This is a genomic window from uncultured Thomasclavelia sp., assembly GCF_944324745.1.
Taxonomy (GTDB): Bacteria; Bacillota_I; Bacilli_A; order Erysipelotrichales; family Coprobacillaceae; genus Thomasclavelia.
Window position 1 is genome coordinate 13,676 of sequence record NZ_CALUXO010000011.1, and the last position, 19,385, is coordinate 33,060.

At 30.6% G+C, this 19,385-nt stretch carries 18 protein-coding genes; 7 read left to right on the top strand and 11 right to left on the bottom strand.

Annotated features, from left to right (window positions below; all coding sequences use genetic code 11):
• Nucleotides 1-2 precede the first annotated feature (2 nt).
• The 5 genes from Q0K54_RS00920 to ychF all read right to left on the bottom strand — a co-directional run bounded on the left by Q0K54_RS00920 (nt 3) and on the right by ychF (nt 5,373).
• Nucleotides 3-434, bottom strand: a complete 432-nt coding sequence (locus Q0K54_RS00920; protein ID WP_294577963.1) for a MarR family winged helix-turn-helix transcriptional regulator — start codon at nt 432-434, stop codon at nt 3-5.
• Nucleotides 435-599: 165 nt separating this feature from the next.
• Complete coding sequence (locus Q0K54_RS00925; RefSeq protein WP_294577964.1) at nt 600-1,952, bottom strand: O-antigen ligase; 1,353 nt, start codon at nt 1,950-1,952, stop codon at nt 600-602.
• 305 nt (nt 1,953-2,257) lie between these two features.
• Entirely contained in the window at nt 2,258-2,797 is a 540-nt protein-coding gene (locus Q0K54_RS00930) for a DUF4405 domain-containing protein (protein ID WP_294577965.1), read from the bottom strand.
• 672 nt (nt 2,798-3,469) lie between these two features.
• The gene (gene srtB, locus Q0K54_RS00935; protein WP_294577966.1) at nt 3,470-4,273 is read right to left on the bottom strand and encodes a class B sortase; all 804 of its coding nucleotides are present in this window, start codon (nt 4,271-4,273) and stop codon (nt 3,470-3,472) included.
• Nucleotides 4,273-5,373: a redox-regulated ATPase YchF gene (gene ychF / locus Q0K54_RS00940; RefSeq protein WP_294577967.1), complete on the bottom strand. Its 1,101-nt coding sequence runs from the start codon at nt 5,371-5,373 to the stop codon at nt 4,273-4,275. Before ychF ends, srtB begins: the two co-directional genes overlap by 1 nt.
• 105 nt (nt 5,374-5,478) lie before the next feature.
• Between ychF and Q0K54_RS00945 the strand changes: the two genes are divergently transcribed.
• From Q0K54_RS00945 to Q0K54_RS00960, 4 genes are read left to right on the top strand one after another with little or no spacing between them, the layout of a single operon-like run.
• Nucleotides 5,479-5,703 carry a Smr/MutS family protein gene (locus Q0K54_RS00945; protein ID WP_294577968.1) on the top strand — a complete coding sequence of 75 codons (225 nt, stop codon included), beginning with the start codon at nt 5,479-5,481 and terminating at the stop codon, nt 5,701-5,703.
• Nucleotides 5,704-5,713: 10 nt separating this feature from the next.
• Complete coding sequence (locus tag Q0K54_RS00950) at nt 5,714-6,193, top strand: phosphatase PAP2 family protein (RefSeq protein WP_294577969.1); 480 nt, start codon at nt 5,714-5,716, stop codon at nt 6,191-6,193.
• A 12-nt stretch (nt 6,194-6,205) separates the two neighbouring features.
• The gene (locus Q0K54_RS00955) at nt 6,206-7,204 is read left to right on the top strand and encodes a hypothetical protein (protein ID WP_294577970.1); all 999 of its coding nucleotides are present in this window, start codon (nt 6,206-6,208) and stop codon (nt 7,202-7,204) included.
• Entirely contained in the window at nt 7,204-8,319 is a 1,116-nt protein-coding gene (locus tag Q0K54_RS00960; RefSeq protein WP_294577971.1) for a hypothetical protein, read from the top strand. The genes Q0K54_RS00955 and Q0K54_RS00960 overlap by 1 nt, the downstream gene beginning before the upstream one ends.
• 337 nt (nt 8,320-8,656) lie before the next feature.
• On the opposite strand, the gene Q0K54_RS00965 is transcribed toward Q0K54_RS00960, so the two are convergent.
• Nucleotides 8,657-9,466: a MerR family transcriptional regulator gene (locus Q0K54_RS00965; RefSeq protein ID WP_294577972.1), complete on the bottom strand. Its 810-nt coding sequence runs from the start codon at nt 9,464-9,466 to the stop codon at nt 8,657-8,659.
• A 160-nt stretch (nt 9,467-9,626) separates the two neighbouring features.
• Here Q0K54_RS00965 and Q0K54_RS00970 point away from each other — a divergent pair, with 160 nt between their 5' ends.
• The gene (locus Q0K54_RS00970; RefSeq protein WP_294577973.1) at nt 9,627-10,403 is read left to right on the top strand and encodes an SDR family NAD(P)-dependent oxidoreductase; all 777 of its coding nucleotides are present in this window, start codon (nt 9,627-9,629) and stop codon (nt 10,401-10,403) included.
• 14 nt (nt 10,404-10,417) lie between these two features.
• Nucleotides 10,418-11,638, top strand: coding sequence for an OFA family MFS transporter (locus Q0K54_RS00975; protein ID WP_294577974.1), 1,221 nt, complete (start codon nt 10,418-10,420; stop codon nt 11,636-11,638).
• A gap of 46 nt (nt 11,639-11,684) precedes the next feature.
• Here Q0K54_RS00975 and Q0K54_RS00980 read toward each other — a convergent pair whose 3' ends face one another.
• Nucleotides 11,685-12,320, bottom strand: a complete 636-nt coding sequence (locus tag Q0K54_RS00980) for a hypothetical protein (protein ID WP_294577975.1) — start codon at nt 12,318-12,320, stop codon at nt 11,685-11,687.
• Between the two features lie 135 nt (nt 12,321-12,455).
• On the opposite strand from Q0K54_RS00980, the gene Q0K54_RS00985 reads away from it, so the two are divergent.
• Entirely contained in the window at nt 12,456-12,980 is a 525-nt protein-coding gene (locus tag Q0K54_RS00985; RefSeq protein WP_294577976.1) for a TetR/AcrR family transcriptional regulator, read from the top strand.
• Between the two features lie 27 nt (nt 12,981-13,007).
• Here the strand turns inward: Q0K54_RS00985 and Q0K54_RS00990 are convergent, their stop codons facing one another.
• From Q0K54_RS00990 to Q0K54_RS01005, 4 genes are all read right to left on the bottom strand, one after another.
• On the bottom strand, nt 13,008-14,723 hold the full coding sequence (locus tag Q0K54_RS00990; RefSeq protein WP_294577977.1) for a carbon starvation protein A: 1,716 nt from the start codon (nt 14,721-14,723) through the stop codon (nt 13,008-13,010).
• Between the two features lie 166 nt (nt 14,724-14,889).
• Nucleotides 14,890-16,632 carry an ABC transporter ATP-binding protein gene (locus tag Q0K54_RS00995; protein WP_294577978.1) on the bottom strand — a complete coding sequence of 581 codons (1,743 nt, stop codon included), beginning with the start codon at nt 16,630-16,632 and terminating at the stop codon, nt 14,890-14,892.
• Complete coding sequence (locus tag Q0K54_RS01000) at nt 16,625-18,343, bottom strand: ABC transporter ATP-binding protein (protein ID WP_294577979.1); 1,719 nt, start codon at nt 18,341-18,343, stop codon at nt 16,625-16,627. Before Q0K54_RS01000 ends, Q0K54_RS00995 begins: the two co-directional genes overlap by 8 nt.
• 63 nt (nt 18,344-18,406) lie before the next feature.
• Nucleotides 18,407-19,342 (bottom strand): TRM11 family methyltransferase, encoded by a 936-nt coding sequence (locus Q0K54_RS01005; protein ID WP_294577980.1) that lies wholly within the window; start codon nt 19,340-19,342, stop codon nt 18,407-18,409.
• Between the last annotated feature and the right edge of the window lie 43 nt (nt 19,343-19,385).

Consider the following 19,385-nt stretch of genomic DNA (forward strand, 5'->3'; position numbering starts at 1 on the left):
TCCTACTCTAAATTTTTCTTTATCTTACCTATAATTTTTAAAAATTGCTCAATTTCTTCAGGCTCAAGATTTTTTGTCAAAGTTTGTTCCATTTCTTGAATATGCTGTTCCAAAGAATCCTTAAATTCCAAAGCCTTTTGTGTCAAAATAATTTTCTTTAATCTAGCATCATAATCAACACCAACTCTAGTAATAAAACCATTATTTTCCAAACAATGAAGTAATCCAGTAGCACTAGAACGGCGAATATTAAAAATCACTTCTAGATCTTTTTGAAAAATATCTTCACCCTGGTGATCATATAAATAACAAAGCAGCAAACCCTGTGGCCCTGTTAGATTACATCCACTATTTAAATATCCAATTTCATTTAAGTAGCGTCCAATCAAATTAGCTAAAACCTTTATTTCAATACCAATTTGCATCTCCTGCATCATTTCACCCCACTTTGTTAGGTTGCTAACATTATATACTAATGTCAAAAGTTGTCAACGGATATGCTTAAAATATTAGACAATTTTTCTTTTTTTATTCTCTATTTTTGACTTAATTTCTTTTTATTGCATTAAAAAAGGTTCAACTTAATGAACCTTTTTCTTTCAATCTGTTTTTTCTATTCGTTGATATGCATATAAATACCCTAAAAAACACCAAGCCAATGTTGCCGATAATGAATAAATATAAAAAACACCATAATCGGTTAAACTACCTAAAAATTCACATAAAACAATCATCGTAAACATCTGCACCACAAAATATAGTGAAGTTCCCCGACAACGTTTCAATACTTTAAAAATCATTGCAATCGATTGGACAAAAAACAGAACAAACAAGATAAATCCAATAATTCCCGTTGAAACTAAAGCTTCTAAAAAGACATTATGACTATGAACAACTTGAATCGCCCAATAATCTAAAACATCTGTTTCCTGACTACCAATCTTTTTAAAATTATTTGCTCCAATTCCAATTACCGGATCATTTTGCCAGATTTCTAGAGCTGTTTTCGTTAAGGATATCCGTCCATTTGATACCTCATCAATAATTTGCAATCCCTGATTAAAATCATCATAATTACCAGAAACTAATAATCGTCCAGCTTCAACTAGTTCATCCATTTGAAAACGACTAGTTTCATGTATCGTCAATTCACCAACTGATGGAACAATATTAACTAAGTATTGTCCTAATAAACCAGTACCCGCGATTACAATGACCAAGGCTCCAATTAAAGAAATCCGTTTAAGCATACTATAGGGCTTGCGTCTGATTAAAAAATAATAGCCAACCATAATAATGATAATAACTAGAATTACTAAGGCAATCCGACATTTAGTCAACAAAATATAAATTATTTGAATTCCGATATTCAATAAATACCAATAGCGACCACGATATTTTTGCCTAACAGCCACTAACGCCAGAACTATCGTAATACAAGCTAGAAAAGCCGCCGGATTACTATTAAAATAAATTCCTGATAAACGACCAGCAACCACTCCTAAATTCCAGCCATTAGCCACACTGGAAAAATTGATTGCATACATCCCAATCGATATTAAAGAAGCAACTCCAACTAAAATGTTGACAATCATGATAATCGGTTTTACTTCCTGATGAATCTGTTTTTTTGTCATCGAGGATGGATTATTAAAAATAAGCAGATATATCACTAATTGCATAATAGCAATAACATATGAATTTAAATCACTATAATCATTTAAACAAGTTGCCAGCAATAAAACCAATCCCTGTAAGATCATTAAAATGCTATAGTTATTTTTAATTGTAAATTCTTTTTTATAAAGATCATGTATAAATATCAATCCAGCCCAGATTAATATCGGGACAAATAAGTAATTTATTTCAATTCCTAAATAGCCTAATGCTAAGGTATTAATAAACATATATATAATAAAACATAATTTAAAATACTTACGATTAAAAACCATTTTCTATTTCTCCAATATATTTAACAACTATTATACCATTTCTTCAAAAAAATTAAATACTAACCCTTTTTATCTTTTAAACAAAAAATTCCATAAATTTTCAATTATTTAAATAATATATAAAAAGAAATAGAATCCTAAATATAAATTGCTACTAGTATTAAAATAACAACTTTTTAATAAAAAAAGCTAAAATTAATTTATCCTAGAAACAAAAAATATACCTATTATCTTAGACAAAGCACTAGCTAAACTGTATTAATGATCAACACTGAATAATCAAAACTGGGATTTCATAGTTAGTTTTATCTTTTTTGTAACCATTTAAAACCATAATGTCCAATAAATATTCCAAGCCCCATTAATGAAAGATAATCAAGATAAAATAATAAAACTGGTTCTTGAAAATCAAAAAATACAAATTCTGATTGTAAAAACAGATACGTTAAAAAATTCCTATCAATAAAAACAAATAATCCATATCCAGCAATAATTAAACTAATAATAAACAAAAATCTCTTATTCACTTTTAATTCAATCTGTTTCTTTAAAAGATTAATGACCATATTCCAATGCATTCCTAGATGAACTGCCATTAAAATAAATCCCCAATAAGCTCCTAAAATATGCAATCTTCGTGCCAAAGATAAACCACCATTAAGCCCTAAAAAGCCAAAAACATACCGTGACATAACTATTCCACTATACATCTGTAAAAACATAGTAATCAACAATAACCCGATTACACTGATTCTAATTAGCTTTGATAAAGTCATCTGTCCTTTAAACAATCCTCGATACCAGTTTCGATTTAACAAATGGTGCCCGATAAATAAAACAAACATCACCATTCCAGCCCATTCATGATTTGACTCCCCAAAAAACTGATATCCCATTAAAAAAGTAAGATTAATGTCATCATTACATCAATAACAATTTTTATTACTAAAGATTTTTTCATTGCTTAATCCTCCTGATAAAATTATTAGACTATTTAATATAATTTTATCGAGTCTAAAATTATCTGTCTAATACTTATGATCAATCACTAAAAATAGCTATCAGGCATAATTCCTTTTATAACAAAAAGTGCCTCCTTTAAGATTACCACTCATAATTAGTTTTTTATTATTTTATCAGTTGTTCAAGTCACAAATACAACAGCAATATCAGCTTTTTCTAAGTAATAATATAATACTTAAAACGACAACAAGCCTGAAACAATCTGTTTTCATCACAGCAAGCAAAACTAATTTTAATTTTTAACTCCTGATAGAGTTTATAAACGAATTGAACCATTTAAAACAAAATATAAATATGGGGATTTTCTATTTGGGACTTTTGTATTTTATGATTTAAATAATAATATATTTTTAGATAATCTATTTTAGTAACATTTTCTCCCTTATTTAAAAGTGAAAGTGACTTAGTAAGTTCTTGTAGTTGTTGATAAGTATTTTCCATACAATATCTCGTTTGAAAAAAAACTGTTAACTTAGAGTTAACAGTTTTATCAGTTATTCCATTTTTTCAGTTTTTGGATCAATTCCAGCTCGATCTAAGACCGCATGAACTACATTTCGCTTACCACTTTCACTACCTGCTGAAGTACAAGTTGAAAGCGTAATTACCGGATTATTAGCACTTTGATCAAAATCAACACTAATATCACTAGTACTTAGCATTTCTTGATAGAACGCTTGAATATCAGTAATTGCTGTATTATATAAAACACTTTCTTCAGGAATAATATGAGCAGCTACTACTTTATAACGACTCACTGTTCCGTCAGGTAAATAAATATAGACATATGGATGCTCATTGGCAAACGTTTGATCAGTATATGATTTTATATTATTAAACATAGAACCATTTTTCATATTATGTCCATAAATAACAGTATTTAGATCATTGAATGGATCCGCATTTTCACTGGCAATAAAGATTGAACCAGCTCTAAAATAGTTTTTATCGATATCACTATGAATATATGTATCATTAGTTTCCCCTTGAAGAATTGGATAAGAGACATTAGTATCTGGAATATCAATCCAGCCTTTAACATCCGGATTACGAGCTAACAAAGCATCAAAATCAACAATCTTATAGCTCTTATCATCTTCAGTATTTTCAGTTACATAAGTTTCTTCAATTTCCTGATTACTATCATCCATTTCTTTATATTCCCATAAAATAGATGCTAGATTATAAGCACTATAGCAAAATACACAAATACAAACTAATAAAATAACTTTCCTTACAAAATCCATAGGACCAGATGGTTTGATTCGATCAAGTAAACTCTTTTTTTCTTTAGCCATTAGACATTGAATTTAAACAACATGACGTCACCATCTTGACCAACATATTGCTTTCCTTCCTGACGAATTTTACCAGCTTCTTTTAAAGCATGTTCACTACCATAAGCAATCAAATCATCATAGCTATATGTTTCAGCTTTAATAAAACCTCTTTGGAAATCACTATGGATAATTCCCGCCATCTCTGGAGCTGTCATTCCTTCTTTAAAAGTCCAAGCTCGAACTTCTTGAGGTCCGGCAGTAAAAAATGTTCTTAGTCCTAATAATGTATAAGCTTCTTTGATTAATTTATCAAGTCCACTTTCTTCAATTCCCAGTTCTTCTAGAAAGATTGCTTTCTCCTCTCTTTCCATCCCCACTAGTTCACTTTCAATTTTAGCACAAATTGGAACAACGTTAGCTCCTTCATTATTAGCAAATTTAACCACTTTTTGATAATAAGGATTACTGTTAGGATCATCAAGATCCTCTTCTCCAATATTAGCAACATAGATAATTGGTTTCATTGTCAATAATGTGTACTGTTTAACAATTGCCATTTCTTCTTTAGAAAATTCAATTGTTCGTGCAGATTGATTAGCTTCTAAGGCAGCTTTTAGTTTTTCTAAAATGCTAATTTCTTCTTTAGCTCCCTTATCACCTGATTGAGCTTTTTTCCCAATTCGACCAATTCTTCTTTCAACGGTTTCTAAATCAGCAAATATAAGTTCTAGATTAATTGTTTCAATATCTCTAATAGGATCTACATCACCATCAACATGAGTAACGTCCTTATCTCTAAAACAACGAACAACTTCGCAAATAGCATCAGTTTCACGAATATTTCCTAAAAACTTATTTCCTAATCCTTCACCACGACTAGCTCCTTTAACTAACCCGGCAATATCCGTAAATCCAAAAGTAGTTGGAACTGTCTTTTTAGGATTAAATATTTCTGTCAATTTATCTAATCGATAATCAGGTACTTCGACAACACCAACGTTAGGATCGATAGTTGCAAACGGATAATTAGCCGCTTCAACTTGAGCGTTAGTGATTGCATTAAATAACGTTGATTTTCCTACATTTGGTAAACCAACAATTCCGGCTGTCAGTGCCATTTTATATCACTCCATTCATCTGTATCTATTCTACTTAATATCTTTCTAAATTGCAAGTTTGTTTAATTGCATGTATAATATTTTTAATATAGAAGGTGACTAAGAGTGTTTAATGAAATTGATATTCATAATTGTAATACCAGTGAAGCCAAAGTGATGCTTGATAATTATCTTGATGGTTTGAGTCCTTTAGTTTCAGAAGTAACTGTAATTCATGGTTATTCGAGTACTGTTTTACAACAATACGTCCGCAAACGATATCATCATAAACGAATTAAAAGAAAAATTTTGACCATCAATGCTGGTCAAACGGTATTAATATTAAAATAAAGGAGTTTTTATGGAAGGTTTTTATCAAAATATGTTGCAGACTATTCGACAACATAAAAAATTACCAGTAATCCTAATTGGATTTACTCGTTATATTCCAGTTATAACTTTTATTATTTATCCGACGGTTTTAATTTGGTTATTAATAACTAAAAATCCATTATTTTTAGACACCTTGGTTCGTCCCTGCCTTTCGTTTGTTTTAGTTACTATATTTAGAAAAATTATCAATCGCCAACGTCCTTATGAAGCGATGAATATTGAGCCATTAATTAAACATAAACATGGTGAATCATTTCCTAGCCGGCATACTGTCAGTGCTTTTGCCATTGCGTTTGCTTGTCTACATATTTACTTACCATTGGGAATTATTATGACTATTCTAGCTATTATCGTTAGTAGTTCTAGAATCTTGTGCGGTGTTCACTATATCAGCGATGTTATTAGTGCTATCATCATTGCCTTTATTATTGGATTTATTAGTATATAGGAGAAATATTATATGGAACATGATTTAAATGTATGGAAAAGCTTATATGAAACAGCTAAAGCCTGGAAAAGTCAACAACCTTGGTTTTATTTACGTAGTAACGATTGGATTCAAATTGATTTTCCAGACGAGGAAACTATTTACTGTTCAATCATGGGAAATCTAGGTACTTGTACCGGTCTTTCAATCTATCAAGGTGATCAGGGACTTGCTGACTTAATGTCAATTTCAATTGATTGTACCGATACAAATTTAATTCAATATCTAATGTACGAACAAAAATGTATTACGTTTTATCTAGGAAACCGAGATGAAGTTCCTAAAGCTCAAAAGAAAATCATTAAACAACTAGGTATGCGATTTCGCGGCAATGGAAACTGGCCTTACTTTATTTCCTTTGAAAAGCACTATGCTCCTGATAGCATCAATGAACAACAAGCAATATTATTAACCAAGGTAATGTCTAAATTATTGGAAATCGTTGATATTTATACACAATCAAAAATTGATGTTATCTTTGATGACGATGAAATGATTTATGCTCATGTTGAAGATAACAATTGGATTTATGAAGCTATTTGTATTACAGAACAAGATAAATTTATGCCTGTTGATCTTGATGATCAAGAACTTTTACAACAATTAAAACAATGTCCTCAAAGTGATATTAATCTTTGTTTAGATTTATTCTATCTAAATACTTATTACTTTGATGAAAATTCAAAACGACCAATCAATCCATTAATGTTTATAGTTGTAGATGAAGAAAGTGAAATGATTATTTATCAAAAATTATTAACTGTTGATGATGATGAAATTAGTATTGTACTATCTTTTATAGTTGAATTCATTTTACAATATGACCGTCCACAACAGATCATTATTCGAAATCCAACAATTTGGGCAGCCATCAATAATCTATGTGAAGAATGTCGCATCAAACTAGACATTGTTTCGCCATTACCATTAATTGACGAGATTATCGATGAATTTAATGAGTTTATGGACTAATGAAAAAATTTCTATCAACTGTTGTTGCGGTAATTGTAGGTCTAGTAATCGGATTTTTATTTGGGCTGATTGTTGCAGCTAACAGTAATAATACGCCTCTTTATATCACGATAATTGTTTTTGTAATTTCTATTATCATTGCGTTTACTTTAGGAATCATCATTCACGAAAGCGGTCATCTTTTCTTCGGATTATTGACAGGTTATCAATTTAATAGTTTTAGAATTGGAAAAATTATTATAATTAAACAAAATAATCATTTAAACATTAAAAAACTGGCAATTAGTGGCACCGGTGGCCAATGTTTATTACAACCACCTAAATACTCTGTTGATTTTCCTTATTTTTTATATAATGCTGGTGGTGGTTTATTTAATCTTTTAGTTAGTTTTTTATCTTTTATTCTGTTGTTAGATCAAACTAATGAAATTATCAAAATCGGGTTAATTTCACTGAGCATTATCAACTTGTATCTTGGATTAGTTAATCTAATTCCTTTACGGTTAGCAGTTCCTAATGATGGTTATAATATTTTATCAATTATCAAAAACCCTGAAAGTCGCTACTCTTTTTACAGTCAGTTACAAATAAACTATCTACAGACAAATAATATTCCTTTCAAAGATATGGATGCTTGTTTATTTTGGCTACCAAAAGACGCTAATTTAAATAACCCGTTAAATCAGGCTATCTTATTTGCTCAGGTAGATTCTTTGCATGAGCAGTTTAAATTTCATGGTGCAAAAATACTAATTGAACAAATACTAAACAATTGTCAATTAATTGCATATTATTCGAATTCATTAAAATTAGAATATTTATTTTATTTGATCATTGAAGATGAAATTTCTAAAGCTAAAGATTTATTCTATGAATTAAAACCATTTATTAATCAGACATTAAAAAATAATATTATTAATTGTTATCGTATTATGTATGCTTATGAATTACTGATCAATCATGATTATCAAGAAGCAATGACCTATTATACAAAAATCGAAAATATTATTCCAAGCTACCCATATCCTAATGTAATTAAAACTGAAAAACAAATTCTAGCTCTAATTAAACAAATTAGTGTTGAACATACAAATAAAACAAGCCTTTGTAATTAAAGGCTTGTTTTATTTAGTGATTTTGATTTATTTTTACTATATTTTCTTCTTCTTTCTTTTTTGTATCAAAAATAGAATTGAACAGGCTATTATTACTAGAACAGCTATTGCTATAACGATGTGGAAAAAAGTTATTTCCACTGGCTTATAGCAAAATCCAATACCTGAATTACCCATTGATATCACTGCCCAATATTTTATATATTAATCTTTCCCATTCAATCAAAATCACCAATATTTAATGCTATTTTCCCTTATAAATTATATTATAATGTCGCTATTTTATAAGCAATATTTCTTAAGAATTATTCATGATTTAGTCGATTTTAAGCAGCAATTATACTACTGGAACCCAAATATTATGCCAATTAAAATATTCATCTTCAGGCTTACACATCGAAACTATTTGAGTAATTATATCACCAGCTAATTGCAAGTTATGTTCTTTCATATAATCAAAGGCTGGCTGCAAAACTTGATAAGTTAAAAATTGACTTGAACGTGATGGAACTGACATATAAAGACAATTACACGGAGGATAATATTTGATATATTCGGTTTCATGAATATCTAACCCCAAAGCAAACTGTTCTTCAATTCCAACGCCAAAATAAAAATCAGTATTGCCATTTATAACATGTTCTTTAGGAAATAATGCTGTTGAAAAAATGAAAGGTACTTTTTGACAGAATTGTTTCAATTCTTCTTGTTCCTCTTTAGATAAAACCAAATTGTAACATTTTTGGGTATCAATTCGATAAATACCAGGACGACTTCTTATTGTAAGATTATGATCATTGTTTTTAGAATCATTAATTAACATCCGATTAATTCTTAATTTCTTCAAAACATTCATTTGATAAATAATATTTTCTTGTAAAACTTGTTCCTGGCTGGCTAAAATATCATCAATTTGTTCAATATTATCTTTTTGTAATAAGTTAGAAACTTGTTCAATAGTAAAACCAAATCCTAAATAACACCGAGCTCGTATAATCATATGTAAATCCCAGGCGGTATAGTAACGATATCCACTATTTTCATCATGAATCGGCGTAATAATCTTTTTTCTTTCATAATAACGAATCGTTTCAGCAGTAATTCCTAATATTTTAGCTAATTCCCCAATCGTATAAGTTTTATACATTCACATTCCTCAACTTTCAAATTATTTTAAAGTTAACATCGTTATTTTAGCATATTTTTGCTGAAAATTACTAAATATCCCAACAAAATAGCTAATTGACTTTATAATAATTTGAAGGATTATACTTATTACGTGAAAAAAATAACAAGGGAGGATTAATATGAACGATAAAAAAGTTGTCCTAATTACCGGAGGAGCAATGGGACAAGGGCGTGGTCATGCCTATAAATATGCTGAAAATAATTTTGATGTAGTTTTAGGCGATATGCTGGAACCAGAAAATGAAAGTTTTCAAGAAACTATTCAAGAATGTCAAAACAAAGGAGCTAAAGTACTAGCAATGCGCTGTGATATCACTAATAATGATGATATGGAAAAATTATTTAGTGAAGCCTGGAAAACTTTTGGGCGTTTAGATGTTGTCATTGCAAATGCCGGAGTTATTAACTTTGGTTATACTTGGGAATTAACTGATGAGCAAGTTGAAAAAGTTATTAATATTAATTTGATTGGAACTTGGAGAACTGACAAATATGCTGCCAAATATATGTTAAAACAAGGATTTGGACGAATTATTAATATTTCTTCAACTTCAGGATTATATGGAACACCAAAACTAGCTACATATTGTATGTCTAAATGGGGAATTATTGGACTTACCAGAACTTTAGCTAAAGAAGTTGGTCCTAAAGGTATTATTGTAAATGCATTGTGTCCAACGAAAGTAAAAACTCCAATGTGTGAGACAATGGATTACGTTGAGTTTATTAATGATCTAACTGGTAATAACTTTACATCAGTTGCTCAAATGTACGCTGGAGTACCATTTTTAGATGTTGAAGACATCACTGATATGGTATATTGGATGGGAACTAGTCGCGAAGCTGGTAAATTCAATGGTCGTGATATCCCATTAGATCTAGGAACTTTACAATAATGGGGGTTAAAAAAATGAAAATTACTAAAGCAACTCGCTGGCGTGTTTTTGCCGGTGTTTGGATTCAAAGTTTATTTACATCAGCTACTGCTTTCTTTAGTTTATTTGCATTACCATTATGTGATCAATTTGGCTGGAGCAGTTCTGACTTTTCCATGGCTTATACCATTTATATGTTTATTTATTGTGCAGTTGGTTTTTTAGGTGGTATTTTAGCTGAAAAATTACAACCGCGGGTAGCAATTTATATCGGCTTAGTATTATTCGCTGGTGGCTGGATTTTAACTGGCTTTGCCAATACAATTCCATTTCTTTATATTGCCTATGGTTTCATTGCCGGGGCTGGCGCTGGAATGATTTATCCAGCTTGTTTACCGACAGCTTTAAAATGGTTCCCTGATAAAAGTGGTTCTATTTCTGGTTTAGTTCAAGCTGGAGCTGCTTGTGGTCCTTTTATCATGTCACCGATTGCTCAAATGTTAATTGATAACTTTGGAGCTCAAAGTGCTTGTAAGATTTTAGGGGTGATCTTTTTAATTGGAGTTGGTGTCGTAGCCTGGATGATCGTTCCTTGCCCTGATGGCTGGACACCTGAAGGTTGGGTTCCTTCAACTCAACAAAGCAAGGAATTAAACACTAAAGATTATAATATTCCACAAATGGTCAAAAAGCCTATTTTCTGGGTTTTATTAGTTATGTTTATTTTTGCCAATGCTGCAGGAACAATGATGGTTAGTGCCACATCACCAATTGCTCAAAATCAAATTGGTCTATCAGCAATGGATGCTGCTTTATGTGTAAGCTTAATGACGTTATTTAATATGTTTGGACGGATTGTCTTTGGTTTTATCTATGATAAGTTAAAAGGATGGAATTCATTACTATTGGTTTTAGTGATCAACGGTATTTCTATGTTGATGCTAACGATTGCTAATTCATATATTTACTTTATCTTGTGTATCGCTTTGGTTGGCTTTTCATTTGGTGGTCTATTAGTTGTTTTTGCCCCAATGGTTAAAATAATTTTTGGATCAAAATACTATAATCGTAACTATGGTTTAATTTTTATTGGTTATGGTATCGGAGCTTTTGTCGGACCAAAAATTTCGGCCAGCTTCTATGATGCAACTGGATCATATGTTATGGGATATCTTGGTTCAGCAATCTTAGCAGCCTTAGCTATCGCCTTGGTAATAATCGCTAAAAAAATGGCTGATAAAATGCTGAATGCTTAAAATTAAAATCATCGAAATTTTACTTTCGATGATTTTTTTATTTATTTTAACTTTGACATTTAATAAAAGAACCATGACCTGTGGCCACAAATTCAGGCTCTAGCTTTGCTAAATCAGTCTTTAATTTATTTAATAAATCCTGATTACAAACTCGTTTATCATCAATAGCAGCAACTTCTTGTTGCCAATTACCATTAATTACTTTACTAATTCTTTTTTCTTGCATTAAATCTGAGCTATAGATGATCTTTCGATTACTTTCAAAACAAATAATTCCATTTTGTAAATGAACCTCTGAAGGATAATCTATTATTTGTAAACATAAATTACCATCTTCTAATTCAAAACCACCATAAACTGGCATCAAATTATCACAAAATCCATAACCAGGTAATTCACGACTAGCCAAATTTGAACAAATAATTTGTAAATCTGGATATTCTTCTTTAAAAATTGATAAACCACCACATTCATCAGATTCCAAATGCGAAATAAATAAATATTTTAAAGGCTGGTCTTTTAGAATCTGTTTAATTTTTGGTAAATTATCAAGAGCCATAATTTTAGTCCCAGTAGCAAATAATATGGCTGGATTACTAGCTAATAAATATTGATTAATTGAAAAATCAATCGGTTTAATATGAGTTGTAAACTGATATAAATCACTTATTATTTGTTTCATCATGACCTCCTAATTTTATCTATCTTTTCAATATAATTAACATTTAATAATATATTCTGATAAAATTATAATTAACTTCATCAATTTTTCAAGTTTTCAAACTTTAAATGCAACAAAGAAAGGAAATTGTCGCTTATGAAACGTAATGCTACAACTAAAATGACAAAAACATATATGGTTACCAGTTTATTTTTACTAATGGAACATCAGCCTTTTACAGCCATCACTATTAGTGATATTGCCAAAAAAGCTGGGGTTAATCGTTCGACATACTATCGACACTTTAACAGTAAAGAAGAAATAGTTTATTATTTTGTTGAACAAGTACTTGATGAATTTTCTAAGACAATCTCAACTAATATTGATTTATATCATTATTTACTCCAACTGTTTAGCCATTTAAAAAAATACCAAAAAGAATTTCTATTACTTTGTCAAAACAAACTATCACTTTTTTATTTAACTGCTTTAAATAAAAATCTAGATATTTCCAGTCATCAAGCATACCTAAACGCTTATCATATTGGTGGTATTTTTAATTGTTCACTACTGTGGTTTTCTAGAAATATGATCGATACCCCAGAAAAAATGGCTCAAATTAGTTTAGAAATTTTACCTGATAATTTTGTTCCATATTTAATTAGTAAAAAAAAGTGCTAATTTTAATAATTAGCACTTTATCTTTAACTATGCAGTAGCCTTTTTAGATTCAAATAATTTTTTGAAATCAAAGAATGCCACTGAAATACCTAGAGCAACTAATAATACTGCTACAATTAATTGTAATCCAGATGTTAAGAAATCAATTGATCCTGTAGTCATCCAAGCAAATACAATGTTATAAATAGACATTCCTAATGAAGTTAATGTTACAACTAACATAATGCACATTGGAATATATAACATAAATCCTTTTCTTCCAGTAACTTTTAAGAATACTGAAATACTGATTAATACCATTGCAGCCAATAATTGGTTAGCAGAACCGAATAATGGCCAGATATTATTATAACCACCTAAAGATAATAAGTATCCACAGAACAATGAAATTAATGTTGCTACATATTTATTTGTTAAGAATTTATTCAATCCAGATTGTTCTTGTCCAGCTTCTACTTCAAAGAATTCTTGGAATGATAAACGACTGATTCTAGCAACGGCATCCAATGAAGTTAATGCCAAAGCAGAAACGAACATTGTCATGATACAAATTCCCCATTCTTGTGGTAACCCTAATTGAGAAACAAAACCAGTAACTCCAACTGCAAATTGAGTAAATGGAGTAGCACCACCTTCTACTGTAACCATTGCAGCTAATTGATCTATTAAAGTTCCATCAGCAATTAATGAAGATAATGAACCAACAACAACTACTACTAAGATAGCTAATAATGATTCTAATAACATTGAACCATATCCTACTTGTAACATATCTTTTTCGTTTTCAATTTGTTTACTACTAGTTTCAGAAGAAACCAAAGAGTGGAAACCAGAAACAGCACCACAGGCAATAGTAACGAATAATGTTGGGAATAAATAACTTCCACTTTCAGTTACAAATCCAGTAAAAGCTGGAGTTGAAATAGTAGGGTTATAAATTAATACCCCAACAACAGCAGCAATAATCATACCAACAAATAAGAAAGTAGTTAAATAATCACGAGGTTGTTTTAATAACCACATTGGTGTGATTGATGCAAAGAAAATATAAACAAAAACAATATAAATCCAAGTTGTTTTGCTAAAGAAAATTGGGCAAGCAATACCAGCAGCTAACATTAAAATAATTAAAACAATACCAATAACTGCTTGTAATTTACCGCTAATTTTTGTTTTTCTTAAGAAGAAGCCAAAAGCAATTGCAACTACAATATATAACATTGAAATTGAAGCTGCTGACCCATTGGCAGCAACATGTGAACCATCAGCAGCAATACCATTAAATGTACCAGCAACCATATCGGCAAATGCTGCAATAACTAATAAAGTAAATAACCAGCAGAATAAGAAGAATAATTTTCTTCCTGTTTTTCCAATATACTCTTCGATGATTCCACCCATAGATTTACCATTAGATTTTACAGAAGCATAAAGTGATCCAAAGTCTTGGACAGCACCAAAGAAAATACCTCCAACTAAAATCCATAATACTGTTGGAACCCATCCAAACATCAATGCCATGACTGGTCCAGTAACTGGTCCCGCACCTGCAATAGAAGAGAATTGATGGGCGAAAACGTTCCATTTATTACTAGGTACAAAATCAACACCATCATCTTGTTCAACTGCAGGGGTTTTAGCATTTGGATCGACTCCCCAAGTTCTTTCCAAGTAGCGTCCATATATTACATAGGCAAGGACTAAAACTACCATGGCTAGAACTAATAAGATTAAACCATTCATTTTTCTTCCCCCTTAAATTATTAATCTCTATTAAAATACTATTGTAATTGTTGTTTGTCAATATAATAATTTATTTGTAACTAAAAATATTTATCTTTTTTTAGTCAAAAAGTAAAAAAGTACTTAAATTTTATTAAAAAGCTAAACATATAAAAAGAAGATCAGCTTACTGATCTTCTCCTAAATTAAACTGACTATTATATAGCTGATAATAATAACCATGTTTTTCTAATAATGATTGATGGGTACCCTGCTCTAAAATTCTTCCCTTATCCATAACTAAGATCAAGTCAGCATTTTGAATCGTTGATAAACGATGCGCTACAATAAAGGTCGTCCGTCCTTCCATCATCGCATCAAAAGCTTCTTGAATTTGTAATTCCGTCCGGGTATCAATTGAACTAGTTGCTTCATCTAAAATAAGCATCGGTGGTTTGGTCAACATAATTCTAGCAATACACAATAATTGCTTTTGACCTTGAGATAAATTGCCACCATCTTCTTCTACCATGGTATCATAACCTGCTGGTAACTTCATGATAAACTTATGAACCCGAGCTTTTTTCGCCGCTGCAATTATTTCTTCATCAGTGGCATTGTCTTTACCATAAGTAATATTTTCTTTAATAGTTCCTTTGAAAATCCATGATTCCTGTAAAACCATTCCATATAATTTACGTAAATAATCACGTTCCATTTCTAAAGTATTAACATCATCAATAGCAATCGTTCCTTGATTTTGATCATAAAAACGCATCAGTAAATTAATTAACGTCGTTTTACCACAACCTGTTTTACCAACAATCGCCACTGTCTGACCCGGTTTAGCCTCTAAATTTAAATCTTCGATTAATTTAACTTTAGGATCATAACTAAAACAAATGTTTTTCAAACTTACTTTACCAGTGACATTTTCAATCGTTTTAGGATTGGCCACTGGTACTTCAATTGGTTCATCTAAAAGATCAAAAACTCGCTGACTGGCAGCTAATGCTGTTTGCATTTCTGACATTACTGAAGATATCTCATTAAATGGTTTTGTATACTGGTTAGCATAAGTCAAAAAACTTGATAATAGCCCAACACTAAATTGACCATTTAACACACTCAAAGCTCCAAAGACCCCTACTGCTGCATAAACTAAACTATTAACGATTCTAGTAGTTGGATTGATCAAGGCGCCATAAAACTGTGATTTGACTCCACTGACATGCATACGCTGATTAATATCATCAAATCGCTGTTCATTAATAGCTTCATAATTAAAAGCTTTGATCAGCCGCTGATTTCCAATCATTTCTTCAATATAACCATTCATATCACCACGAATATCCAATTGTTCTCTAAAATAGATACTAGTTCTACGAACGATTAATGAGGCTACTAATAATGAAAGTGGTGTTAAAACAATGACTACAACTGCAATAGTTATATTAATAGTACACATAATTGCAATCGTTCCGACAATCGTCGCTACCCCAGTAAATAAACTAGTAAAGCTTTGCAATAGTCCATTACCAATTAAATCAATATCATTAATAACGCGACCAATAATATCTCCATGAAGATGACCATCAATGTATTTTAATGGTAATAAATGAATCTTTTCAAATACCCGGTCTCTCAAATCATTAGTAATACTATATGTAATCTTGTTTGTTAGCTGGCCTGATAACCATTGAACTAGTGATTCAATTACAATAATCAAAGCAATAAATAATAATTGACTAGCTAAGGCGTTAAAATCAACTTTTCCCTTTCCAACAAGTAAATCAATCGCCCATCCTAATAAGATTGGTGTTAATAAAGTTAAACAAACACTTATAAAAGATAATACTAAAATACCCACTAATATCAATCGGTATGGCTGACAATAAGCCATCAATCGTTTAATTGTTTTACTATTCATGACGATCACCATCCTTATTATGTTGTGAAGCATAGATTTCTTGATAAATCTGACAATTCTTCATTAAATTTTGATGGGTATCAAAACCAACTAACTCACCATGATACAAAACAATAATTTTATCAGCCTGTTCAATTGAAGCCGTACGTTGTGAAATAATAATTTTTGTCATCTTTAATTGTTTCAATGCCTGTCTTAAACGATAATCAGTTGCATAATCTAAAGCACTAGAGCTATCATCAAGAATTAGTATCTTTGGCTTTTTAACTAATGCTCTGGCAATCGTCAAACGTTGCTTTTGACCACCGGAAAGGTTTTTACCACCCTGTTCAATCATTGTATCCAATCCTGCGGCTTTATCACTAATTAATTCAGTTCCTTGAGCAACTTCCAAAGCCTGCATTAATTCTTCATCACTGGCTTGTTGATTACCCAACTGTAAATTTTCTCTAATTGTTCCAGAAAAAAGTGAAGCATATTGCGGAACAATTCCAATAAAACTTCTAAGCGTTGATAAATCATAATCTTTGATTGATTTTCCATTCAATAAGATTTCACCACTAGTTGTATCATAAAACCGCGCAATTAAATTAACTAAAGAACTTTTACCAGCCCCGGTTCCACCAATAATCCCAATTGTTTGTCCAGAATAAATCTTAAAATTAATTTGATTTAAAACATTTTTCTTATCATAAGCAAAATCAACATTCTTAAACTCTAGACAAACCGGTGTTTGATGCCATTGTTTATCATCATTAATGTTTACCACTTCAGGAGTCGTTTCCAAAACTTCAAAAATTCGAGTATAACTAGCCCCGGCTTTATTATAAATTGACAAAACATTGGCAAAAACAATTAAGGCCTGTAAAATCGAATTCATATAGTTAACTAAAGCGATAATTTCCCCTTGGGATAAACCGCCAATATTGACTTGAAACCCACCACAATAAACAATTAAAACAATGGCAATATTTACAACTAAATAAGTTAGTGGATTTGATAATGCCTGTATTCTTCCAACTTTAACTTGGATTTCTTTTTGACTCTTTGTTTCTTGTTTAAACTTATTAATTTCTTTATCTTGAGAAGCAAAAGCCCGAATTACTCTAATCCCATTAAGATTCTCTCTAACAATCAAACTAATTTTATCAAGCTTTTGTTGGATACGATTAAAGTAAGGCATCGATACAATTGTAATTGCCAACATAACTCCTGCAAGCACAATTGCGCCTAAGACAAAAATAGAAGCCAAAGAACCACTGATAAAAAATGCTAAAAATAAAGAACCTAACATAATAAAGGGAGCTCGCGATGTTAGTCTGATAGTCATGGCTATTGCCAATTGAATTTGAACAACATCGTTAACTAACCGAGTAACTAATGTTGGTGCACTTAATTTATCTAGATTCCGATGATCATAACTGTTTATTTGATGATACATATCTCTTCTTAATTCTGTTCCGACACTTTGTGAAGTGACTGAAGCATAATATTGACAAACCAAAGCAAACATATAACCAAATACTGCTAAAGCTACTAAAATCAATCCTCGTGATAAAATATAATTTTGGTCTTTATTGATAATACCAATATCGATAATATCACTCATTACTAAAGGAACCATTAATTCTAGCGCTGCTTCGGCTATCTTGAAAATAAAACCGACAATTGCCGGGAAGCGATACGCTTTAATATATTTTAATAATTTCATTACCTAACCCCCCAAATTCTGGAATTATTATACCCTATCTCTTAATAATTTAGAAACCCTATTTTAATGACATAAGTAAATATAGCGACCAAATTTACTTTTCTCGCTCTTTCTTCGAAAAACTTTACGATCAATTTGATAACCACTATTTTTCAATTCCTCATCCATAGTTTCATAAGTTACCAGTACTAACTGTTGACATATTTTTCGTGATGAAGTAATTATTGCTACTTGTTCTTCATAGGTTATTGGCGTATATAAATTATAGGGTAAGTCAATAATAGCTACATCGTAATGATCAACTAGATCATGTATACTTTTCTTATTGATCAAATGACCATCATAACCATAAAATTCTAAATTTTTCCGAGCATGCCATGAAGTATCTCGAGAAATATCAAAGCCGACAATCTTTAACTTTAATGCTAATCCTTCTAATACCACTGTTCCTACTCCACAACATGGATCGACAATTGAAACACTTTTATCACCCTTAGCTGCCAGATTGACCAAGGTCCTAGCTAAACGAATATCTAGTGAATTCGAAAAAGTATAGGGTTTATTATCATGTTTTTTCCAATCAGGAATTCCATGGTGATAATAGCCACAATACCATTTATGATCTAATTTTGTAATTGCAATGATGTGTTTAGGTTTATTCATATTAACACTACCACCAATTCCCCAGGAAATATCACGGCATTTATCTAAAGTTTCCTGATAATCGACATGTGTCTGTTCATTTTTTAAATAGATAACTTTAAAATCTACATAGCTTTTCTTTAACTTGGTAATTTTATGAATCAATTGTTTAAAATCTTCACTTTCACCCCATAAATCAACCTTAGCTTTCATAAAAACACTCTGATTAACACTATAATCTAGATTTGAAAGATATATCTTACCTGAATAGCGATCATTAAACAACGCTTCAAATTCTAAAGCACATAATTCTTGATCTTCTGGTGGATAATTAAATACATATAAATATTTCTTCATACTGTCTCCTTATTTGTAACTAGATTAAATATGTGATATATTA

Coding starts and splice junctions, on each gene's coding strand:
- Q0K54_RS00920 (WP_294577963.1), bottom strand. CDS start 434: ATGCAGGAGATGCAAATTGGTATTGAAATAAAGGTTTTAGCTAATTTG.
- Q0K54_RS00925 (WP_294577964.1), bottom strand. CDS start 1,952: ATGGTTTTTAATCGTAAGTATTTTAAATTATGTTTTATTATATATATG.
- Q0K54_RS00930 (WP_294577965.1), bottom strand. CDS start 2,797: ATGTTTGTTTTATTTATCGGGCACCATTTGTTAAATCGAAACTGGTAT.
- srtB (WP_294577966.1), bottom strand. CDS start 4,273: ATGGCTAAAGAAAAAAAGAGTTTACTTGATCGAATCAAACCATCTGGT.
- ychF (WP_294577967.1), bottom strand. CDS start 5,373: ATGGCACTGACAGCCGGAATTGTTGGTTTACCAAATGTAGGAAAATCA.
- Q0K54_RS00950 (WP_294577969.1), top strand. CDS start 5,714: ATGGAAGGTTTTTATCAAAATATGTTGCAGACTATTCGACAACATAAA.
- Q0K54_RS00955 (WP_294577970.1), top strand. CDS start 6,206: ATGGAACATGATTTAAATGTATGGAAAAGCTTATATGAAACAGCTAAA.
- Q0K54_RS00960 (WP_294577971.1), top strand. CDS start 7,204: ATGAAAAAATTTCTATCAACTGTTGTTGCGGTAATTGTAGGTCTAGTA.
- Q0K54_RS00965 (WP_294577972.1), bottom strand. CDS start 9,466: ATGTATAAAACTTATACGATTGGGGAATTAGCTAAAATATTAGGAATT.
- Q0K54_RS00970 (WP_294577973.1), top strand. CDS start 9,627: ATGAACGATAAAAAAGTTGTCCTAATTACCGGAGGAGCAATGGGACAA.
- Q0K54_RS00975 (WP_294577974.1), top strand. CDS start 10,418: ATGAAAATTACTAAAGCAACTCGCTGGCGTGTTTTTGCCGGTGTTTGG.
- Q0K54_RS00980 (WP_294577975.1), bottom strand. CDS start 12,320: ATGAAACAAATAATAAGTGATTTATATCAGTTTACAACTCATATTAAA.
- Q0K54_RS00985 (WP_294577976.1), top strand. CDS start 12,456: ATGAAACGTAATGCTACAACTAAAATGACAAAAACATATATGGTTACC.
- Q0K54_RS00990 (WP_294577977.1), bottom strand. CDS start 14,723: ATGAATGGTTTAATCTTATTAGTTCTAGCCATGGTAGTTTTAGTCCTT.
- Q0K54_RS00995 (WP_294577978.1), bottom strand. CDS start 16,632: ATGAATAGTAAAACAATTAAACGATTGATGGCTTATTGTCAGCCATAC.
- Q0K54_RS01000 (WP_294577979.1), bottom strand. CDS start 18,343: ATGAAATTATTAAAATATATTAAAGCGTATCGCTTCCCGGCAATTGTC.
- Q0K54_RS01005 (WP_294577980.1), bottom strand. CDS start 19,342: ATGAAGAAATATTTATATGTATTTAATTATCCACCAGAAGATCAAGAA.